Raw genomic sequence first — 16172 nt, forward strand, 5'->3', positions numbered from 1 at the left:
GCGCTCCTCGGCACGGCCAGAAGGGAACCCGGCAACACGGGCCATCGCTGCGCTCGGCCTCGCACGGCGCAGGCGCTACGCGCCGCGCAAGGCCAGGCCGAGCGCAGCGATGACCCGTATGGCTGTTCCCCCTGTGGCTGCGCCTGTGGCGGGGTGCTTGCGGGGTGGCATGCGCGTCGGAGCGCGCATGCTTCGTTATCTAGCTCGCCGCGGTTGTTCGAACGGAGCGCGCCAGCGCGCAGTGAGTTCTGCGGCACACCCCGCAAGCACCCCGCCACAGGTTTGCCCCGAAGGGGTCGCAGACTTGGGGGCGTGTTCTTTGCTTCCTTTCTTGCACGAGCAAGAAAGGAAGTCGCCCGCCGGGGCGAGTCCCGGCCAGCGACATCAAAAAGAAGAGCTACCAGCGCCCAAAAACAAAGGGGTTCAGGCATTTTCAACCCCAACCCTGGCCCCACGCCACCTCTGCGCCCACCCCTCGAACGTGAGATAGATCACCGGCGTGGTGAACAGCGTGAGCAACTGGCTCAGTATCAGCCCCCCCACCATGGTCACCCCCAGCGGATGGCGCAGCTCACTCCCCACGCCCTGCCCAAGCATCAGCGGCAGCGCCCCCAGCAGCGCCGCCAGCGTGGTCATCAGGATCGGCCGGAAGCGCAGCAGGCAGGCCTGGTAGATCGCCTCGCGCGCGGACAGCCCCTGCTCGCGCTGCGCATCGAGCGCGAAGTCGATCATCATGATGGCGTTCTTCTTCACGATGCCGATCAGGAGCACGATGCCGATGACGGCGATGATGTCGATCTCCAGCCCCGCCATCCCCAGCGCCAGCAGCGCGCCCACCCCGGCCGAGGGCAGCGTGGACAGGATGGTCACGGGGTGGATGGTGCTCTCGTACAGCACCCCCAGCACGATGTACATGGTGACCACCGCCGCCAGGATCAGCAGCAGCGTGTTCGTCAGCGACGCCTGGAACGCCAGCGCCGCGCCCTGGAAGGCCATGTCCACCGAGATGGGCATCTGCCCCTGGGCGCGCAGGTCGTCGCGCGCGCGCTCGATGGCCTTGACGGCCTGGCCCAGCGACACACCCGGCACCGTGTTGAACGAGATCGTGCTGGCCGGCAGCTGCCCCACGTGGTTGACGGCCAGCGCCATGCTGCGCTCCTCCACCCGCGCCAGCGAGGACAGGGGCACGGGCGTGCCGCCGCTCGACGGCACGTAGATGCCGGCCAGCGCCTCGGGGCCGATCTTGAACTGCGGCGCCACCTCCAGCACCACGCGGTACTGGTTGGACTGCGTGAAGATGGTGGAGACGAGCCGCTGGCCAAAGGCGTTGTAGAGCGCCGTGTCGACGGCCGCCACCGTCACGCCCAGGCGGCTGGCCTGGGCGCGGTCGATCAGGACGTAGGCCTGGCGGCCCTGGCCCTGCAGGTCGCTGGCCACGTCCACCAGGCCGGGCGTGGCCAGCAGGCGCTCCAGCAGCGCCTGCGTGCTGCGCGCGAGCTGCTCCATGTCGGGCGAGGACAGCAGCAGCTGGTACTGCGTGCGCGCCACGCGGTCCTCGATGGTCAGGTCCTGCACGGGTTGCAGGTACAGGCGCATGCCGGGCATGCTGCCGGTGTCGTCGCTCAGGCGGCGCAGCACCACCGCCAGGCTGTCGCGCTGGCCATGGGGCTGCAGGTCGATCTGCATGCGCCCGCTGTTGAGCGTGGTGTTGCTGCCATCCACGCCGATGAAGGAGGACACGCTCTTGACGGCCGGGTCGCGCAGGATGCGCTCTGCCATCTGCTGCTGGCGTTCGGCCATGGCGGCGAAGGAGATGGACTGGTCGGCCACGGTGGTGGCCTGCAGCGTGCCCGTGTCCTGCACCGGGAAGAACCCCTTGGGCACCGCGAGGTACAGCAGCGCGGTGAGCGCCAGCGTCGCCAGGAACACCAGCCAGACCAGCACGCGGTGCTCCAGCACCACGCCCAGCGTGCGTCCGTAGAGCGCGATGGTGCGCTCGAAGAACCGCCCCGTGGCCTGGTACAGGCGGCCGTGGCTCTCCTCGGGCGTGTGGCGCAGCAGCCGCGCGCACAGCATGGGCGTGAAGGACAGCGAGATCACCGCCGAGATCAGTATCGACACCGCCATGGTGATGGCGAACTCGTGGAACAGCCGCCCCACCACGTCGCCCATGAACAGGAGCGGGATCAGCACCGCGATCAGCGAGATGGTCAGCGAGATGATGGTGAAGCCGATCTGCCTGGCGCCCTTGAGCGCGGCCGCGAGCGGCGGCTCGCCCGCCTCGACGTAGCGGGCGATGTTCTCGATCATGACGATGGCGTCGTCCACCACGAAGCCGGTCGAGATGGTGAGCGCCATCAGCGTCAGGTTGTTGATGGAGAAGCCCGCCAGGTACATCACCCCGAAGGTGCCGATGAGCGACAGCGGCACGGCGAAGCTGGGGATCAGCGTGGCCGTGCCGCTCCTCAGGAACACGAAGATCACCGCCACCACCAGCGCCACGGCCAGGAGCAGCTCGTGCTGCATGTCGCGCACCGATGCGCGGATGGTGACCGTGCGGTCGGTGAGCACGTGGACCTGCAGCGACGCGGGCAGCGTCTCCTCCAGCTGCGGCAGCAGCGCCTTCACGCGGTCCACCGTCTCGATCACGTTGGCGCCGGGCTGGCGCTTGATGTTGAGGATCACGGCCGCCTTGGAGCCATCGTCCGGCGTGCCCGCCCAGGCCGCCAGGCGCGTGTTCTCGGCGTCGTCCACGGTATCCGCCACGGCGGACAGGCGCACGGGGTTGCCGTTGCGGTAGGCGATGATCAGGTCGCGGTATTCCTGCGCCGACTGCAGCTGGTCGTTGGCGTCGATGGTCGTGGCGCGCAGCGGCCCGTCGAAGCCGCCCTTGGGCTGCTTGACGTTGGCCGCGGCTATCGCGCTGCGCAGGTCCTCCAGCGACAGCCCCACCGACGCCAGTGCCTGCGGGTTGGCCTGTATGCGCACCGCCGGCCTGCGCCCCCCGGCGATCGCCACCAGGCCCACGCCGCCGACCTGCGAGAGCTTGGGCGCGAGGCGGTTCTCCACCAGGTCGTTGATGCGGATCACGGGCAGGCTGGGCGAGGTGACGGCCAGCGTGAGGATGGGCGCGTCCGCCGGGTTGACCTTGCTGTACAGCGGCGGCATGGGCAGGTCGTTGGGTAACAGATTGGCGCCCGCGTTGATGGCCGCCTGCACCTGCTGCTCGGCCACGTCCAGGCCGTAGTCGAGCGCGAAGCGCAGCGTGATGACCGAGGCCCCGCCCGAGCTCGTGGACGACATCTGCGCCAGGCCCGGCATCTGGCCGAACTGGCGCTCCAGCGGCGCGGTGACGTTGGAGGTCATCACGTCCGGGCTGGCGCCGGGGTAGAGCGTGGTGACCTGGATGGTGGGGTAGTCCACCTCGGGCAGCGCGGAGATCGGCAGCAGCCGGTAGGCGAGCATGCCCGCGACCAGGATGGCCACCATCAGCAGCGAGGTGGCGATGGGGCGCAGGATGAAAAGGCGCGACAGGTTCATGGCGCTACGGCGGTGGATGGCGGCAACGGCCCGTCTTCAGCGCGCGGCAGGCGGCGGCGAAGCGGCCGGCGCCGTGGGCGCGGCGCCCTCGCGCTGCGCACGCAGGCCGCGCAGGAACGCCCTGCGCTCGTCGGGCGCCATCCTGGACAGCTTCTCGCGCTGCTCGGGCGTGAGGTTCCTGAGCATCTGCGCGCGCCTCTGGCCCGCGTCCTGCGCGGCCTGGTCGGCCTTGGCGGCGGCCTGGGCATCGATCACCATGACCCTGGCGCCCTCGCGCAGGCGGTCCAGCCCGTCGGTGACGACCTGCGCGCCCTCGGGCAGGTCCCCCTCCACGCTCACGCGGTCGCCGTCGGCCACGCCCACGCGCAGGCGCCGCTGCGTGACCGTGCCGTCGTCCTGCACCAGGTACACGTAGTTGTTCTGCACGGCCGCCGCGGGCACGGTCAGCGCGTCCTTGAACAGGTCCACCTGCAGCCTGACGTTCACGAACTGGTTGGGGAACAGCCTGCCGTCGGCATTGGCGAACGCCGCCTTGACCTTGAGGGTGTCGGTCGTGGGGTCGATGGCGTTGTCCAGCGCGCCCAGCCGCCCGCGCGCCAGCAGCTGCCGCTGCTCCCTGTCCCACAGCTCCACGGGCAGCTCGGCGCCCCGCGCCTGGCGCTCGCGGATCCGGTCCAGCTGCGCCTGGGGCACGGAGAACACCGCGTCGATGGGACGCAGCTGCGTGATGGTGACGATGCCGTTGGCGTCCGCCGGGTTGACCACGTTGCCCAGGTCCGCCTGGCGCAGCCCCAGGCGCCCGGCGATGGGCGCCGTCACGCGCGTGTACGACAGCTGCAGGCGCGCGGCATCGACCTGCGCCTGGTCGGCCGCCACCGTGCCCTCGTACTGGCGCACCAGCGCCGCCTGGGTATCCACCTGCTGGCTGGCGATCGAGTCCTGCGCCTTGAGCTCCTGGTAGCGCTGCAGGTCCAGCCGCGCGTTCCTGAGCAGGGCCTGGTCGCGCATCAGCGTGCCCTGTGCCTGGTCGAACGCGGCCTGGTAGCTGCGCGGGTCGATCCGGGCCAGCAGCTGCCCGGCCTTGACCTCGTCGCCCTCGTTGAAGTGCAGGGCCTTGAGCTCGCCGCCGACCTTGGTGCGCACCACGGCCGTGGCGCGCGACTGCAGCGTGCCGATGGCGCTGACCATCACGCGCATGTCGCGCCGCTCTACCCGCCCCACCGAGACCGGCTGCGCCTGGGCGCCTCCACCCCCGAAGCGCGGGCCGGCGGCCTGGCCCTGGCCCTGGGCCGGTGCCGCGCCGCGCTGCTGCCACCACCAGGCGCCGCCGGCCGCCAGCAGGGCGACGGCCGCCACGGCCGCGACCGCTCCAAGCCGCATGCGCCCCTTGCAGGCATATCCATGGGGGGCCACGGGCCCTTTGCAAGACTGGGGGTTGGACACGAGAGCTTCTCCGCGATAGATAAAGATCATAGCGGCCGGTGTCCCGATGGCGCGTGAAGAGCGGGTAAAGGTCGTGCGAAGATCGGCGCCACGACACTGCCCAACGCGCCATGGCCTCCATCCTCTTTTCCCACGCCAACAGTTTTCCCGCCAGCACCTACCGCGTGCTGTTCGATGCGCTGCGCAAGCGGGGCTTCAAGGTCAGCGCCGTGGAGCGCTACGGCCACGACGAACGCTACCCCGTCAGCAACAACTGGCCGCACCTGGTGCAGCAGCTGGCGGACTTCGCCGCCGAGCAGCAGCGGCGCACGGGAGAGCAGGCCTTCCTCGTGGGCCACTCGCTCGGCGGCTTCCTGAGCGTGATGGCCGCCGCGCGCCACCCCGAGCTCGCGCGCGGCGTGGTGCTGATCGACTCGCCCCTGATCGGCGGCTGGCGCGCCGGGGCGCTGGGCATGGCCAAGCAGGCCCAGGTGGTGGGTGCCGTCTCGCCCGGGCGCATCAGCCGCGCGCGCAGGAACAGCTGGGCCAGCACCGAGGAGGCGCTGGAGCACTTCCGCCGCAAGAAGGCCTTCGCGCACTGGGACCCGCGCGTGCTGCAGGACTACGTGGCCCACGGGCTGCAGGACCAGGACGGCAGGCGCGTGCTGAGCTTCGACCGCGCGATCGAGACCCAGATCTACAACACCCTGCCGCACAACCTGGGGCGGCTCCTGCAGACGCACCCGCTCAAGTGCCCGGCCGCCTTCATCGGCGGGCGCGACTCGGCCGAGATGCGCCAGGTGGGCATGGCCATGACCCGGCGCATCACCCAGGGCCGCGTGATGATGCTGGACGGCAGCCACCTGTTCCCCATGGAGCAGCCCCTGGCCACGGCTGCGGCCATCGAGGCATCGCTGCTCAACCTGGAACGGCTGGCGGGTTAGAAAATCAGTCTGCCCAGGTCACCACGCCCGTCCAGGCCGTGACCAGCACCACCACCCCGAACACGATGCGGTAGTAGGCGAACGGCACAAAGCTGTGCGTGCTGATGTAGCGCAGCAGCCAGCGCACGCACAGCCAGGCGCTGACGAAGGAGAACACCAGCCCCACGGCGAACAGCGGCACGTCGGCCATCGAGAGCAGCGCCCGCTCCTTGTACAGGCTGTACGCGCCGGCGCCGATCAGCGTGGGGATGGCCAGGAAGAACGAGTAGTCCGTCGCCGCCTTGCGCGACAGGCCCAGCAGCATGCCGCCGATGATGGTGGCGCCGCTGCGGCTCGTGCCCGGCACCATGGCAAGGCACTGCGCCAAGCCGACCTTGAGCGCGTCCCACGGCCCCATGTCGTCCACCGAATGGATGCGCACGGCCCGCTGCTGGCGCCGCTCGGCCCACAGGATGATGAAGCCGCCCACGATGAAGGTGGACGCCACCACCACGGGCGTGAACAGGTGCGCCTTGATGGCCTTGCCCAGCAGCAGCCCCAGCAGCACCGCCGGGAAGAAGCCGATCAGCACGTTGAGCGCGAAGCGCCGGGCCTGGCGCTGGCTGGGCAGCGCCACCAGCGTATCGCGTATGCGCTGCCAGTACACGAGGATGACGGCGAAGATGGCGCCGGTCTGGATGGCGATGTCGAAGACCTTGGCCTTGGCATCGTCGAAGCCCAGCAGCGAGCCCGCGAGGATCAGGTGGCCAGTGGATGAGATCGGGAGGAATTCGGTCAGCCCTTCGACCACGCCCATGACGGCGGCCTTGAGCAGCAAGAGAGAGTCCACGCAAGCGTCCTGACGAAAAAAGCAAAACGCGGATTATCCGCGCCGGGCGCGGGCGCGCCGCCGCCATTCACGCCGCCGGCGCCGCATCTCGCGCCGCGGCACCTGCCATCCGTCGCACGGCCGTGGCGGGCGCGGGCGCCGGCGCGCACAGTGCGCTCCATCCCGTCACCGCACAAGGAGCCCTCCATGCATGCCGAAACCCCTGCCGCCATCGGCGGCGACCCCGCCGGGCGCGGCCGCCGCCCCCTCCCTAGAATGACCGACATGATCCCCGACGACGACATCGAACGGCTGGCGCGCAAGCGCGCGGGCGCCAAGCTCGGCTGGTACGCGCACGCGCTGGTCTACGTGGCGGTCAACCTGGCGCTGTTCGCCTTCTCGCGCTACGGCTGGGGCCAGCGGCCCTGGTCGGTGTTCCCGCTGCTGGGCTGGGGGCTGGGGCTGGCGCTGCACGGCGTGTCGGTCTTCGTGCTGGGCGCGGGCAGCGGCCTGCGCGAGCGCATGGTGCGGCGCGAGCGCGAACGCCTGCAACGCGAGCGCCAGGAGCGCTGAGGCACCCCATGCCCATCGACTGGATCGACAAGCTGCGGAACCTGCTGCAGACCCTGGCCTTCTGCCTGGCGGTCGCGGCCATCCAGTACGCCTTCCGGCCCGAGCAGCCCTACGGCGTGCCGCTCGCGTACTCGCTGTGCATCGGCGTGCTGTGCTGGGCGTTCATCGACATCGGGCGCCACCTGTTCGCGTCGAGCGCCGGCACCGGCTGGCCCGCCGGCTGGCGCGGCATGGCGCTGCCCGCCTGCGGCATCGCCCTGGGCTTCGTGCTGGGCTCGCTGCTGGCCGACGCATGGACGGGCCATTCCACCTGGAGCGGCGCGCACCTGCGCGCCTCCATCGGCATCACGCTGCTCGCGGGCACGGCGGCCACCTACTGGTTCCACACCCGGGGAAAGAGCGCCTGGCTGCAGGCGCGCATGGCCGAGGAGCAAGGCCGAGCCGCCGAGGCGCGCCTGAAGCTGCTGGAAACGCAGTTGGAGCCGCACATGCTGTTCAACACGCTGGCCAACCTGCGCGTGCTCGTCGCCAGCGACCCGGCGCGCGCCCAGGCCATGCTGGACCACCTGATCGCCTACCTGCGCGCCACGCTGGGCGCATCGCGCAGCGCGCTGCACCCGCTGTCGGAGGAGTTCGCGCGCCTGGCCGACTACCTCGCGCTGATCGCCGTGCGCATGGGGCCGCGCCTGCAGTACCGGCTGGACCTGCCCGATGCGCTGCGCGACGTGCCGGTGCCGCCGCTGCTGCTGCAGCCGCTGGTGGAGAACGCCATCCGCCACGGCCTGGAGCCGCAGGTGGCGGGCGGCAGCGTGACCGTGCAGGCCCGGCTGCTGGAGGGCGGCGCGCGCCTGCAGCTGAGCGTGCACGACACGGGCGCCGGCCCCGGCGCCGCGGCGCAGACCGCCGGCACCCGGTTCGGCCTGCGGCAGGTGCGCGAGCGCCTGGCCACGCTGTACGGCAGCGAGGCGACTCTTGAATTGATAGCTGCCAGCGCAGGCGGGACAAGCGCTATCGCCACTTTTCCCTTGAAACATGCAACCGACCGCCCTGATCGCCGAGGATGAGCCGCTGCTGGCCGCCGCGCTGCAGCAGGAGCTGGCCCGCGCCTGGCCCGGGCTCGCCATCGCCGCCACGGTGGGCGACGGCCTGTCGGCCGTGCGCGAGGCGCTGCGCCTCATGCCCGACGTGCTGTTCTTCGACATCCGCATGCCGGGCCAGAGCGGCCTGGACGCCGCCGTGGAGCTGGCCGACGCCTGGGACACCGGCGCGCGGCCCTTCCCCGCGCTGGTCTTCGTCACCGCCTACGACCAGTACGCCGTGCAGGCCTTCGAGGCGCAGGCCGTGGACTACCTGCTCAAGCCCGTGCAGCCCGGGCGGCTGGACAGGACGGTGCACAAGCTGCGCCAGGCGCTGCAGCAGCGCGCATCGCCCGCGCTGGAGCAGACGCTGGCCCAGCTGCGCGAGCTGGTGCAGGCGCCGGGCCTGGGGGGCGCCGCGCCCTCGCCCGCGGCCCCGCGCCTGGACGTGATCCAGGCCGGCAGCGGCGCGCAGATCCACTTCGTGCCCGTGGCCGAGGTGCTGTACTTCGAGGCCGCCGACAAGTACGTGCGCGTGCTCACCGCCGAGCGCGAATACCTGATCCGCACCCCGCTCAAGGAACTGGCCGCGCAGCTCGACCCCGCCGCGTTCTGGCAGGTGCACCGCGGCACGCTGGTGCGCGCCGACGCCATCGCCGCCGCCATGCGCGACGAGGCCGGCCGCCTGCACCTGCAGCTGCGCGGACGGCCCGAGCGGCTGGCCGTGAGCCGGCTGTATGCGCACCGGTTCAAGGGGATGTAGAGCCCGAAAATACCCCGATCGGCGCCGGCCGTGGGAAACTCGCACCGGATACCACCGCCCCCTCGGCATGAGGGGCTTGCCAGAACCTCTATAAAAAAATGACAAGCACCACTACCACGCCCATGGGCGACATCTCCGCCGTGCTGCCCGAGAAGGTCCAGAGCGGCAACATCTGGCGCCTGTCCGTCGCCCAGGCACTGGCGGGCGCGAACTCGGTGGTGGTCTACGCCACGGGCGCCATCGTCGGCAACATGCTGGCCCCCACGCCGATGCTGGCCACGCTGCCCGTCTCCATCTTCGTGGTGGGCATGGCCGCGTGCACCCTGCCCGTGGGCGCCATCGCCCGGCGGTTCGGGCGGCGCACCGCCTTCCTGGCGGGCACCGGCGCGGGCGTGCTCACCGGCCTGCTGGCCATGCTGGCCATCATCCAGGGCTGGTTCTGGCTGTTCTGCCTGGCCACCTTCTTCGGCGGCAGCTACGCGGCCGTGGTGCTGTCGTTCCGCTTCGCGGCGGCCGACGGCGTGGCGCCGGCCCGACGGCCCCGGGCGCTGTCGCTCGTGATGGCCGGGGGCGTGGCCGCCGGCGTGGTGGGGCCGCAGCTGGTGACCTGGACCATGGACCTGTGGCCGCCCCACATGTTCGCGGCCACCTTCCTCGTGCAGGCGGCGGTGGCGGCGGTCTCGGCCCTCGTCCTGCTGGGCGTGCACCTGCCGATGCCGACCGCGCAGGAGATCGCCGGCGGCCGGCCGCTGGCCGAGATCGCGCGCCAGCCGCGCTTCGTCGCCGCGGCCATCGGCGGTGCCGTGTCCTATCTGCTGATGAACTTCCTGATGACGTCCGCGCCACTGGCGATGCGCATCTGCGGGCATTCGCAGGAATCCGCCAACCTGGGCCTGCAGTGGCACGTGATCGCGATGTACGCGCCCAGCTTCTTCACGGGCCACCTGATTGCGCGCTTCGGCGCGGGGCGCATGGCCATCGTGGGCCTGCTGCTGACCGGGCTTTCCGCCGCTGTCGGGCTGGGAGGCATCGACGTGGCGCATTTCTGGGCCACGCTGGTCCTGCTGGGGCTGGGCTGGAACTTCGGGTTCCTCGGCGCGTCCGCGCTGGTGCTGGAGTGCCACCGGCCCGAGGAAAGGACGCGCGTGCAGTCGCTCAACGACTTCATCGTGTTCGGCCTGATGGCCATCGGCTCGTTCCTGTCCGGCAGCCTGCTGTCGGCCTATGGCTGGAACGCGGTGCTCTGGGTCTCTTTCGTCCCGCTCGTCCTGGCCGTCGTGGCGCTGGCAGCGGCGATGGCGAGGAGCGCGGCCCAGGCCCGCGCGTGACCCGCGTTCAGGTAGTCTTGCGGGCATGACGTCCGCCCCCGATGCCCCCGCCCTTGCGCCGCGCGCGGCGCTGGCGATGCTGGTGGCGCTGACCTCGGGCTTCGCGCTCAGCTCGGCGTTCCGCACCGTGGCCGCCATCCTGGCGGCGCCGCTGCAGGCGGACTTCGCGCTCTCGCCCCAGGCGCTGGGGGTGTTCGCGGCGACCTTCCATTTCACCTTCGGGGCCATGCAGCTCTTCATGGGCATAGGCATAGACCTGTACGGCGTGCGCCGCACGATCCTGGCCGCGTTTCCGCTGTGCATCGCGGGCGCGCTGCTGTCGGCGCTGGCGCCGGGCCTGGGCCTGCTGGTGCTGGGGCAGGCGCTGATCGGCGTGGGCTGCGCGCCCGCCTTCCTGGTGTGCACGGTGTTCATCGCGCGGCATTTCGCGCCGCAGCGCTTCGCGGCCATGTCGGGCATGGCCATGGCGCTGGGCACGCTGGGCATGCTGTTCACGGGCACGCCGCTGGCGTGGCTGGTGCAGCAGTGGTCGTGGCGCGCGGGCTTCGCGGTGCTGGCGCTCATGGCGCTGCTGGCCTGGCTGTGGATGTGGCGCAGCGTGCGCGAGCCCGCGCGCAGCCCCGCGCACGACGCGCCGCGCGAATCCGTGCGCGAGGCGGTGCTGCGCTTCGCCGCGCTGTTCACGCTGGCGCACACCTGGGGCATCGTGGCGCTGGGCGCCGTGACCTATGCGGCCCTGATCTCCCTGCGCGGGCTCTGGCTGGGGCCCATGCTGATCGCGCGCCACGGCTTCTCGCTGGTGCAAAGCGGCAACGTGGCGCTGCTGCTGTCGGTAGTGGCGCTGTGCGGGCCCATGCTGTTCGGCCGCATAGACCCCGGCCCGGCCGCGCGGCGGCGCTGGATACTGGCCTGCACGCTGCTGCTGGCGCTGCCCTTCGCGGCCATGGCGCTGCTGCATTCGGCCTGGGTGGACGTGGCGTGCATGCTGCTCACCGGCCTGCTGTCGGGCTTCATCGTGCTGCAGTACGCCGACGTGCGCGCGGCCTACCCGGCGGCGCTCACGGGCCGGGCCATGGCGGTGTTCACCATGGCCATGTTCCTGGGCGTGGCCGCCATGCAGTGGTTCACGGGGCTGGTGGCGTCGCTGGCCCAGGAGCGCGGCATGGACCCGTTCGTGGCGGTGCTGGGATGCATCGCGGCGCTGCTGGTGCTGGGGGCGGGCGCGTTCAAGGCACTGCCGAATCCGCCCGCGAACGGGGCTTGAAGCAAAATCGGCCTCCAGCGCCCGTCCAGCAAGCGCTGCCAGCTATCGAAATCAAAGCAGGCTGGCACTCGACCCGTCGCCGCGGTAGAGCCAGGGCACGTCCAGCAGGCGCTCGCCCAGCAGGCGCAGCGCCAGGTCGCGCCCCCAGCGCACGGGGCCCGTGGCGTGGAAGATGCGGCCGTTGCGGCGCGAGCGCTCCTGCACGCGCGCGTTGCGCTGCCAGCGGTTGAGCGCGTAGCGGGTGAGGCGCAGCGGCACCTCCAGGTCGTGCATGGCCAGGGCGCGCTGCAGCTCGGCCGCGTCCTCGATGGCCATGCCGGCGCCTTGCGCCAGGTAGGGCCGCATGGGGTGGGCCGCGTCGCCCAGCAGCGCGATCAGGCCGCGCGCCATCTCGTGCGGGCCGGCGACGGGCGCTCGGTCGAGCAGCGGCCACAGGCGCCAGCCGCCGCCGGCCTGGGGCACGGCGCGGACCAGGTCCTGCAGCGGCGCGCAGGTGCGGGCCAGCGCGGCCTCCAGGTCGACGGCGTTGGCGCCGTGGTCCCAGGATTCGAGGTCGGCCGGCGGGCGGCCGTGGCGTATGGCCACCACGTTGAGCAGTTCGCCACGGCGCAGCGGGTACTGCACCACGTGCAGGCGCGGGCCCAGCCAGGCCGTGACGTCGCCCGAGCGCAGCGCCTGGGGCAACTGGTCCTGGCGCACCACGGCGCGGTAGGCCAGGTGGCCCGAGGCGCGCGTGGGCGCCTCGCCCAGCAGGCGCGCGCGCGTGCCGCTGCGCAGCCCGTCGGCGCCTATCAGGGCGTCGCCCTCCACCTCGACGAGCCGGCCGTCGCCATGCGCCAGGCGCACGGTGACGGCGCCGCCCTCCTGCGCATGCTCCTGCACGGACAGCCCCAGGTTCAGGTGCACCCCGGGCAGCTCGCGCACGGCGGCCAGCAGCAGGCCGTGCAGGTCGGCCCGGTGGATGGTGGCGTAGGCCGCGCCGTAGCGCTCTATGGCGCGCGCGCCCAGGGGCAGCGCGGCCAGCTCGGCGCCGGTCAGCGCGCTGCGCACCCGCAGCCGCCCGGGGAAGGCCGCCACCGCCTGCAGCGCGCCCTGCAGGCCCCAGGCCTGCAGGCGCCGCACCACGTTGGGGCCGATCTGCACGCCCGCGCCGATCTCGGTGAACGCGCTTGCGCGCTCGAACAGCCGCACCTCCCAGCCCGCGCGCGCGCTGCCCAGCGCCGCGGCCAGCCCCCCGATGCCGCCGCCGGCAATCAAGACTTGTTTTTGCATGCCCCGATTGTCGGCCCACGCGCGAGAGTGGGCACGCATCCGGGCCCCAACTCAGCGCCTATGAGGCTTGCCCCGTTCGCCACGCATGACACTGGCGCGACCGAGGCGAGGGCCGCCGCGCAAGGGCCGCCCCGCCGCGCTGGCGGCGTCCCCCTTTCAGGGGGAAGGCGCGATAGCGCCACAGGGGGTCACCCCAAAAGCTGGCGCAGCACGAAGGGCAGGATGCCGCCGGCGCGGTAGTAGTCCACCTCGATGGGCGTGTCGATGCGCAGCGTGGCCGCCACCTCGCGCCGCGAGCCGTCGGCGCGGTGGATCACGATCCGCGCCTCGCTCTGCGGCGTGAGGGCGGCGTCGGGCAGCACGTCGATGACCTCGTCGCCCCTGAGCCCCAGGCTCTCCCACGAGTCGCCCGCGCGCAGCTGCAGCGGCAGCACGCCCATGCCGACGAGGTTGGAGCGGTGGATGCGCTCGAAGCTCTTGGCCACCACGGCCTTGATGCCCAGGAGCTGCGTGCCCTTGGCCGCCCAGTCGCGGCTGGAGCCGGTGCCGTATTCCTCGCCCGCGAAGATCACCGTGGGCGTCCCGCCCGCCACGTACTGCATGGCGGCGTCGAAGATGGGCATCTTGCTGCCGCGCTGCGGCCCCTCGCCCTGGTACAGGGTCAGGCCGCCCTCCTCGCGCGAGCCGTCGGCCAGCGGCGGGATCATGAGGTTCTTGATGCGCACGTTGGCGAAGGTGCCGCGCATCATCACCTCGTGGTTGCCGCGGCGCGCGCCGTAGCTGTTGAAGTCGGGCTTGGCCACGCCGTGCTGCAGCAGCCACTGGCCGGCGGGCGAGCTTTCCTTGATCGAGCCGGCGGGCGAGATGTGGTCCGTGGTGATCGAGTCGCCGAACAGGGCCATGATGCGTGCGCCGTGCACGGCCACATCGCCATTTTGGCCTCCAGCACCCGCCCCGCCTGCGCCTGCAGCTCCCTTATCGAGAGCAAAATCGGCGAAAAACGGCGGCTCGGCGATGTAGGTGCTGGGCGGCCAGGCGTAGACGTTGCCGCTCACGCCGTGCACCTTGTCCCACAGCGCGCCCGGCTCGGTCCTGACCTTGGCGTAGTTCTCGCGGAAGGCCTTGCCGTTCATGGCGTGCCGCATGAGGGCGTGGATCTCCTCGGCACCGGGCCAGATGTCGCCCAGGTACACGTCGCGCCCGCCCTTGCCCTTGCCCACGGGCTCGGTCATCAGGTCCGTGAGCACGGTGCCCGCGATGGCGTAGGCCACCACCAGCGGCGGGCTGGCCAGGAAGTTGGCCTTGATGTTGGGGTGGATGCGCGCCTCGAAGTTGCGGTTGCCCGAGAGCACGGCCGCGCACACCAGGTCGTTCTTCGTGATCGCCTCGTTGAGCTCGGCCGTCAGGTCGCCCGCGTTGCCGATGCAGGTAGTGCAGCCGTAGCCGGCGACGGCGAAGCCGAGCTTCTCCAGGTAGGGCAAGAGGCCCGTCTCGGTGAGGTATTCGGTCACGATGCGCGAGCCCGGCGCGAGCGATGTCTTGATGTGCGGCTGCACCTTCAGCCCCGCCTCGACGGCCTTCTTGGCCAGCAGGCCCGCGGCCAGCAGCACGCTGGGGTTGGAAGTGTTGGTGCAGCTCGTGATGGCCGCGATCAGCACGTCGCCGCTGCCCACCGTGGGGCTTTCGCCATCGGGCGCGTGGTGCATGGGCGCGTCCACGTGCTGGACCGCGAGCCGGGGCTTGTTGTGCACCATCTCGGCCTCGAAGCGCGGCGTGCCTTCGGGCGCCGGGGGCTCGTCGGGAACGGCCTGGTCGGCGCGGCGCGGCAGGGCGTGGCGCTCGTGCAGGCGCCCCGCCGGCAGGTTGAAGCCCGACTCCGACACGGGCTTGGAGAACAGGCTGGTGAACTGCTGCTTGACCTTGCCCAGGTCGATGCGGTCCTGCGGGCGCTTGGGGCCGGCCAGGCTGGGCGTGACGTCGCCCAGGTCCAGGCGCACGACCTGCGAGTAGTCGATCTCGCCCGCGCGCGGGATGCCGAACAGGCCCTGCGCCTTGAAGTACGCCTCCAGGGCCTCGATCTCGGCCTCGCTGCGCCCCGTGCCGCGCAGGTAGTCGATGGTCTTCTCATCGACCGTGAAGAAGCCCATGGTGGCGCCGTACTCGGGCGCCATGTTGCCGATGGTGGCGCGGTCGGGCACCGACAGCGTGCGCGTGCCCTCGCCGAAGAACTCCACGAACTTGCCCACCACCTTGGCCTTGCGCAGCAGCTCGGTCACGGTGAGCACCAGGTCGGTGGCCGTCACGCCCTCGCGCAGCCGGCCCGAGAGCTCCAGCCCCACCACGTCCGGCGTGAGGAAGTACACCGGCTGGCCCAGCATCGCCGCCTCGGCCTCGATGCCGCCCACGCCCCAGCCCACCACGCCGATGCCGTTGATCATGGTCGTGTGGCTGTCGGTGCCCACCAGCGTGTCGGGGTAGTACACGCCGTCCGCGCCCTGGTGCACGCCGCGCGCTAGGTACTCCAGGTTCACCTGGTGCACGATGCCGAAGCCCGGCGGCACGACGCCGAAAGTGTCGAAGGCCTGCATGCCCCATTTCATGAACTCGTAGCGCTCGCGGTTGCGCTGGAATTCGAGCTTCATGTTGAGTTGAAGCGCCTGCTTGCTGCCGTAGTAGTCCACCATGATGGAGTGGTCCACCACCAGGTCCACGGGCACCAGGGGCTCGACCTTCTTCGGGTCGCGGCCCAGGCGCTCGGCCACGCTGCGCATGGCGGCCAGGTCGGCCAGCAGCGGCACGCCCGTGAAATCCTGCAGCACCACGCGCGCGACCACGAACGGAATCTCGTCCTTGCGCGGCGCCGTGGCGCCCCAGTTGGCCAGCTGCGCCACATGCTCGGCCGTGACCTTGCGCCCGTCGCAGTTGCGCAGCACGGATTCGAGCACGATGCGAATGGACACCGGCAGACGGCCCACCCCCGGGTACTTGCGCGCCAGCGCCGGCAGCGAATAGAACTTGCCCTTTTTGCCCGAGGCCATGGTGAAGGTCTTGAGCGTGGAAGCAAAGGCATGAACTCTGGTGGTGGAAGCGGTCATACAGCGACTCCAGTGAGTGGGGCGACAAAGGCCCATTCTGGCAGTCCCTCCGCGATAACGCCAATGCCCGGGCAATACCTTCCACCC

At 71.3% G+C, this 16172-nt stretch carries 11 protein-coding genes; 6 read left to right on the forward strand and 5 right to left on the reverse strand.

The window, feature by feature from the left end; translation table 11 throughout:
- Window positions 1–423 precede the first annotated feature (423 nt).
- Together ACX12L_RS16900 and ACX12L_RS16905 are read right to left on the reverse strand one after the other, a co-directional pair.
- Entirely contained in the window at window positions 424–3540 is a 3117-nt protein-coding gene (locus tag ACX12L_RS16900) for a multidrug efflux RND transporter permease subunit (protein WP_459263619.1), read from the reverse strand.
- Between the two features lie 36 nt (window positions 3541–3576).
- Window positions 3577–4983 carry an MdtA/MuxA family multidrug efflux RND transporter periplasmic adaptor subunit gene (locus ACX12L_RS16905; RefSeq protein ID WP_459263620.1) on the reverse strand — a complete coding sequence of 469 codons (1407 nt, stop codon included), beginning with the start codon at window positions 4981–4983 and terminating at the stop codon, window positions 3577–3579.
- Window positions 4984–5093: 110 nt separating this feature from the next.
- Here ACX12L_RS16905 and ACX12L_RS16910 point away from each other — a divergent pair, with 110 nt between their 5' ends.
- The gene (locus ACX12L_RS16910; protein WP_459263621.1) at window positions 5094–5906 is read left to right on the forward strand and encodes an alpha/beta fold hydrolase; all 813 of its coding nucleotides are present in this window, start codon (window positions 5094–5096) and stop codon (window positions 5904–5906) included.
- A 4-nt stretch (window positions 5907–5910) separates the two neighbouring features.
- Here ACX12L_RS16910 and ACX12L_RS16915 read toward each other — a convergent pair whose 3' ends face one another.
- Window positions 5911–6735, reverse strand: coding sequence for an undecaprenyl-diphosphate phosphatase (locus ACX12L_RS16915; RefSeq protein ID WP_459263622.1), 825 nt, complete (start codon window positions 6733–6735; stop codon window positions 5911–5913).
- A 186-nt stretch (window positions 6736–6921) separates the two neighbouring features.
- Here ACX12L_RS16915 and ACX12L_RS16920 point away from each other — a divergent pair, with 186 nt between their 5' ends.
- The 5 genes from ACX12L_RS16920 to ACX12L_RS16940 all read left to right on the forward strand — a co-directional run bounded on the left by ACX12L_RS16920 (window position 6922) and on the right by ACX12L_RS16940 (window position 11718).
- A complete protein-coding gene (locus ACX12L_RS16920) occupies window positions 6922–7287 on the forward strand; it encodes a 2TM domain-containing protein (protein WP_459263623.1) in 366 nt (121 codons plus the stop codon).
- 8 nt (window positions 7288–7295) lie between these two features.
- A complete protein-coding gene (locus tag ACX12L_RS16925; protein ID WP_459263624.1) occupies window positions 7296–8351 on the forward strand; it encodes a sensor histidine kinase in 1056 nt (351 codons plus the stop codon).
- The gene (locus ACX12L_RS16930; protein ID WP_459263625.1) at window positions 8320–9126 is read left to right on the forward strand and encodes a LytR/AlgR family response regulator transcription factor; all 807 of its coding nucleotides are present in this window, start codon (window positions 8320–8322) and stop codon (window positions 9124–9126) included. The genes ACX12L_RS16925 and ACX12L_RS16930 overlap by 32 nt, the downstream gene beginning before the upstream one ends.
- Window positions 9127–9224: 98 nt before the next feature.
- Window positions 9225–10454, forward strand: a complete 1230-nt coding sequence (locus tag ACX12L_RS16935; RefSeq protein WP_459263626.1) for an MFS transporter — start codon at window positions 9225–9227, stop codon at window positions 10452–10454.
- 25 nt (window positions 10455–10479) lie between these two features.
- Window positions 10480–11718, forward strand: a complete 1239-nt coding sequence (locus tag ACX12L_RS16940; protein WP_459263627.1) for an MFS transporter — start codon at window positions 10480–10482, stop codon at window positions 11716–11718.
- 51 nt (window positions 11719–11769) lie between these two features.
- Here the strand turns inward: ACX12L_RS16940 and ACX12L_RS16945 are convergent, their stop codons facing one another.
- Together ACX12L_RS16945 and ACX12L_RS16950 are read right to left on the reverse strand one after the other, a co-directional pair.
- A complete protein-coding gene (locus ACX12L_RS16945) occupies window positions 11770–12990 on the reverse strand; it encodes an FAD-dependent monooxygenase (protein WP_459263628.1) in 1221 nt (406 codons plus the stop codon).
- A gap of 188 nt (window positions 12991–13178) precedes the next feature.
- The gene (locus ACX12L_RS16950) at window positions 13179–16085 is read right to left on the reverse strand and encodes an aconitate hydratase (RefSeq protein ID WP_459263629.1); all 2907 of its coding nucleotides are present in this window, start codon (window positions 16083–16085) and stop codon (window positions 13179–13181) included.
- Between the last annotated feature and the right edge of the window lie 87 nt (window positions 16086–16172).

Source organism: Alicycliphilus sp. T452, assembly GCF_054512775.1.

Coding starts and splice junctions, on each gene's coding strand:
- ACX12L_RS16900 (WP_459263619.1), bottom strand. CDS start 3,540: ATGAACCTGTCGCGCCTTTTCATCCTGCGCCCCATCGCCACCTCGCTG.
- ACX12L_RS16910 (WP_459263621.1), top strand. CDS start 5,094: ATGGCCTCCATCCTCTTTTCCCACGCCAACAGTTTTCCCGCCAGCACC.
- ACX12L_RS16920 (WP_459263623.1), top strand. CDS start 6,922: ATGCATGCCGAAACCCCTGCCGCCATCGGCGGCGACCCCGCCGGGCGC.
- ACX12L_RS16925 (WP_459263624.1), top strand. CDS start 7,296: ATGCCCATCGACTGGATCGACAAGCTGCGGAACCTGCTGCAGACCCTG.
- ACX12L_RS16930 (WP_459263625.1), top strand. CDS start 8,320: ATGCAACCGACCGCCCTGATCGCCGAGGATGAGCCGCTGCTGGCCGCC.
- ACX12L_RS16935 (WP_459263626.1), top strand. CDS start 9,225: ATGACAAGCACCACTACCACGCCCATGGGCGACATCTCCGCCGTGCTG.
- ACX12L_RS16940 (WP_459263627.1), top strand. CDS start 10,480: ATGACGTCCGCCCCCGATGCCCCCGCCCTTGCGCCGCGCGCGGCGCTG.
- ACX12L_RS16945 (WP_459263628.1), bottom strand. CDS start 12,990: ATGCAAAAACAAGTCTTGATTGCCGGCGGCGGCATCGGGGGGCTGGCC.
- ACX12L_RS16950 (WP_459263629.1), bottom strand. CDS start 16,085: ATGACCGCTTCCACCACCAGAGTTCATGCCTTTGCTTCCACGCTCAAG.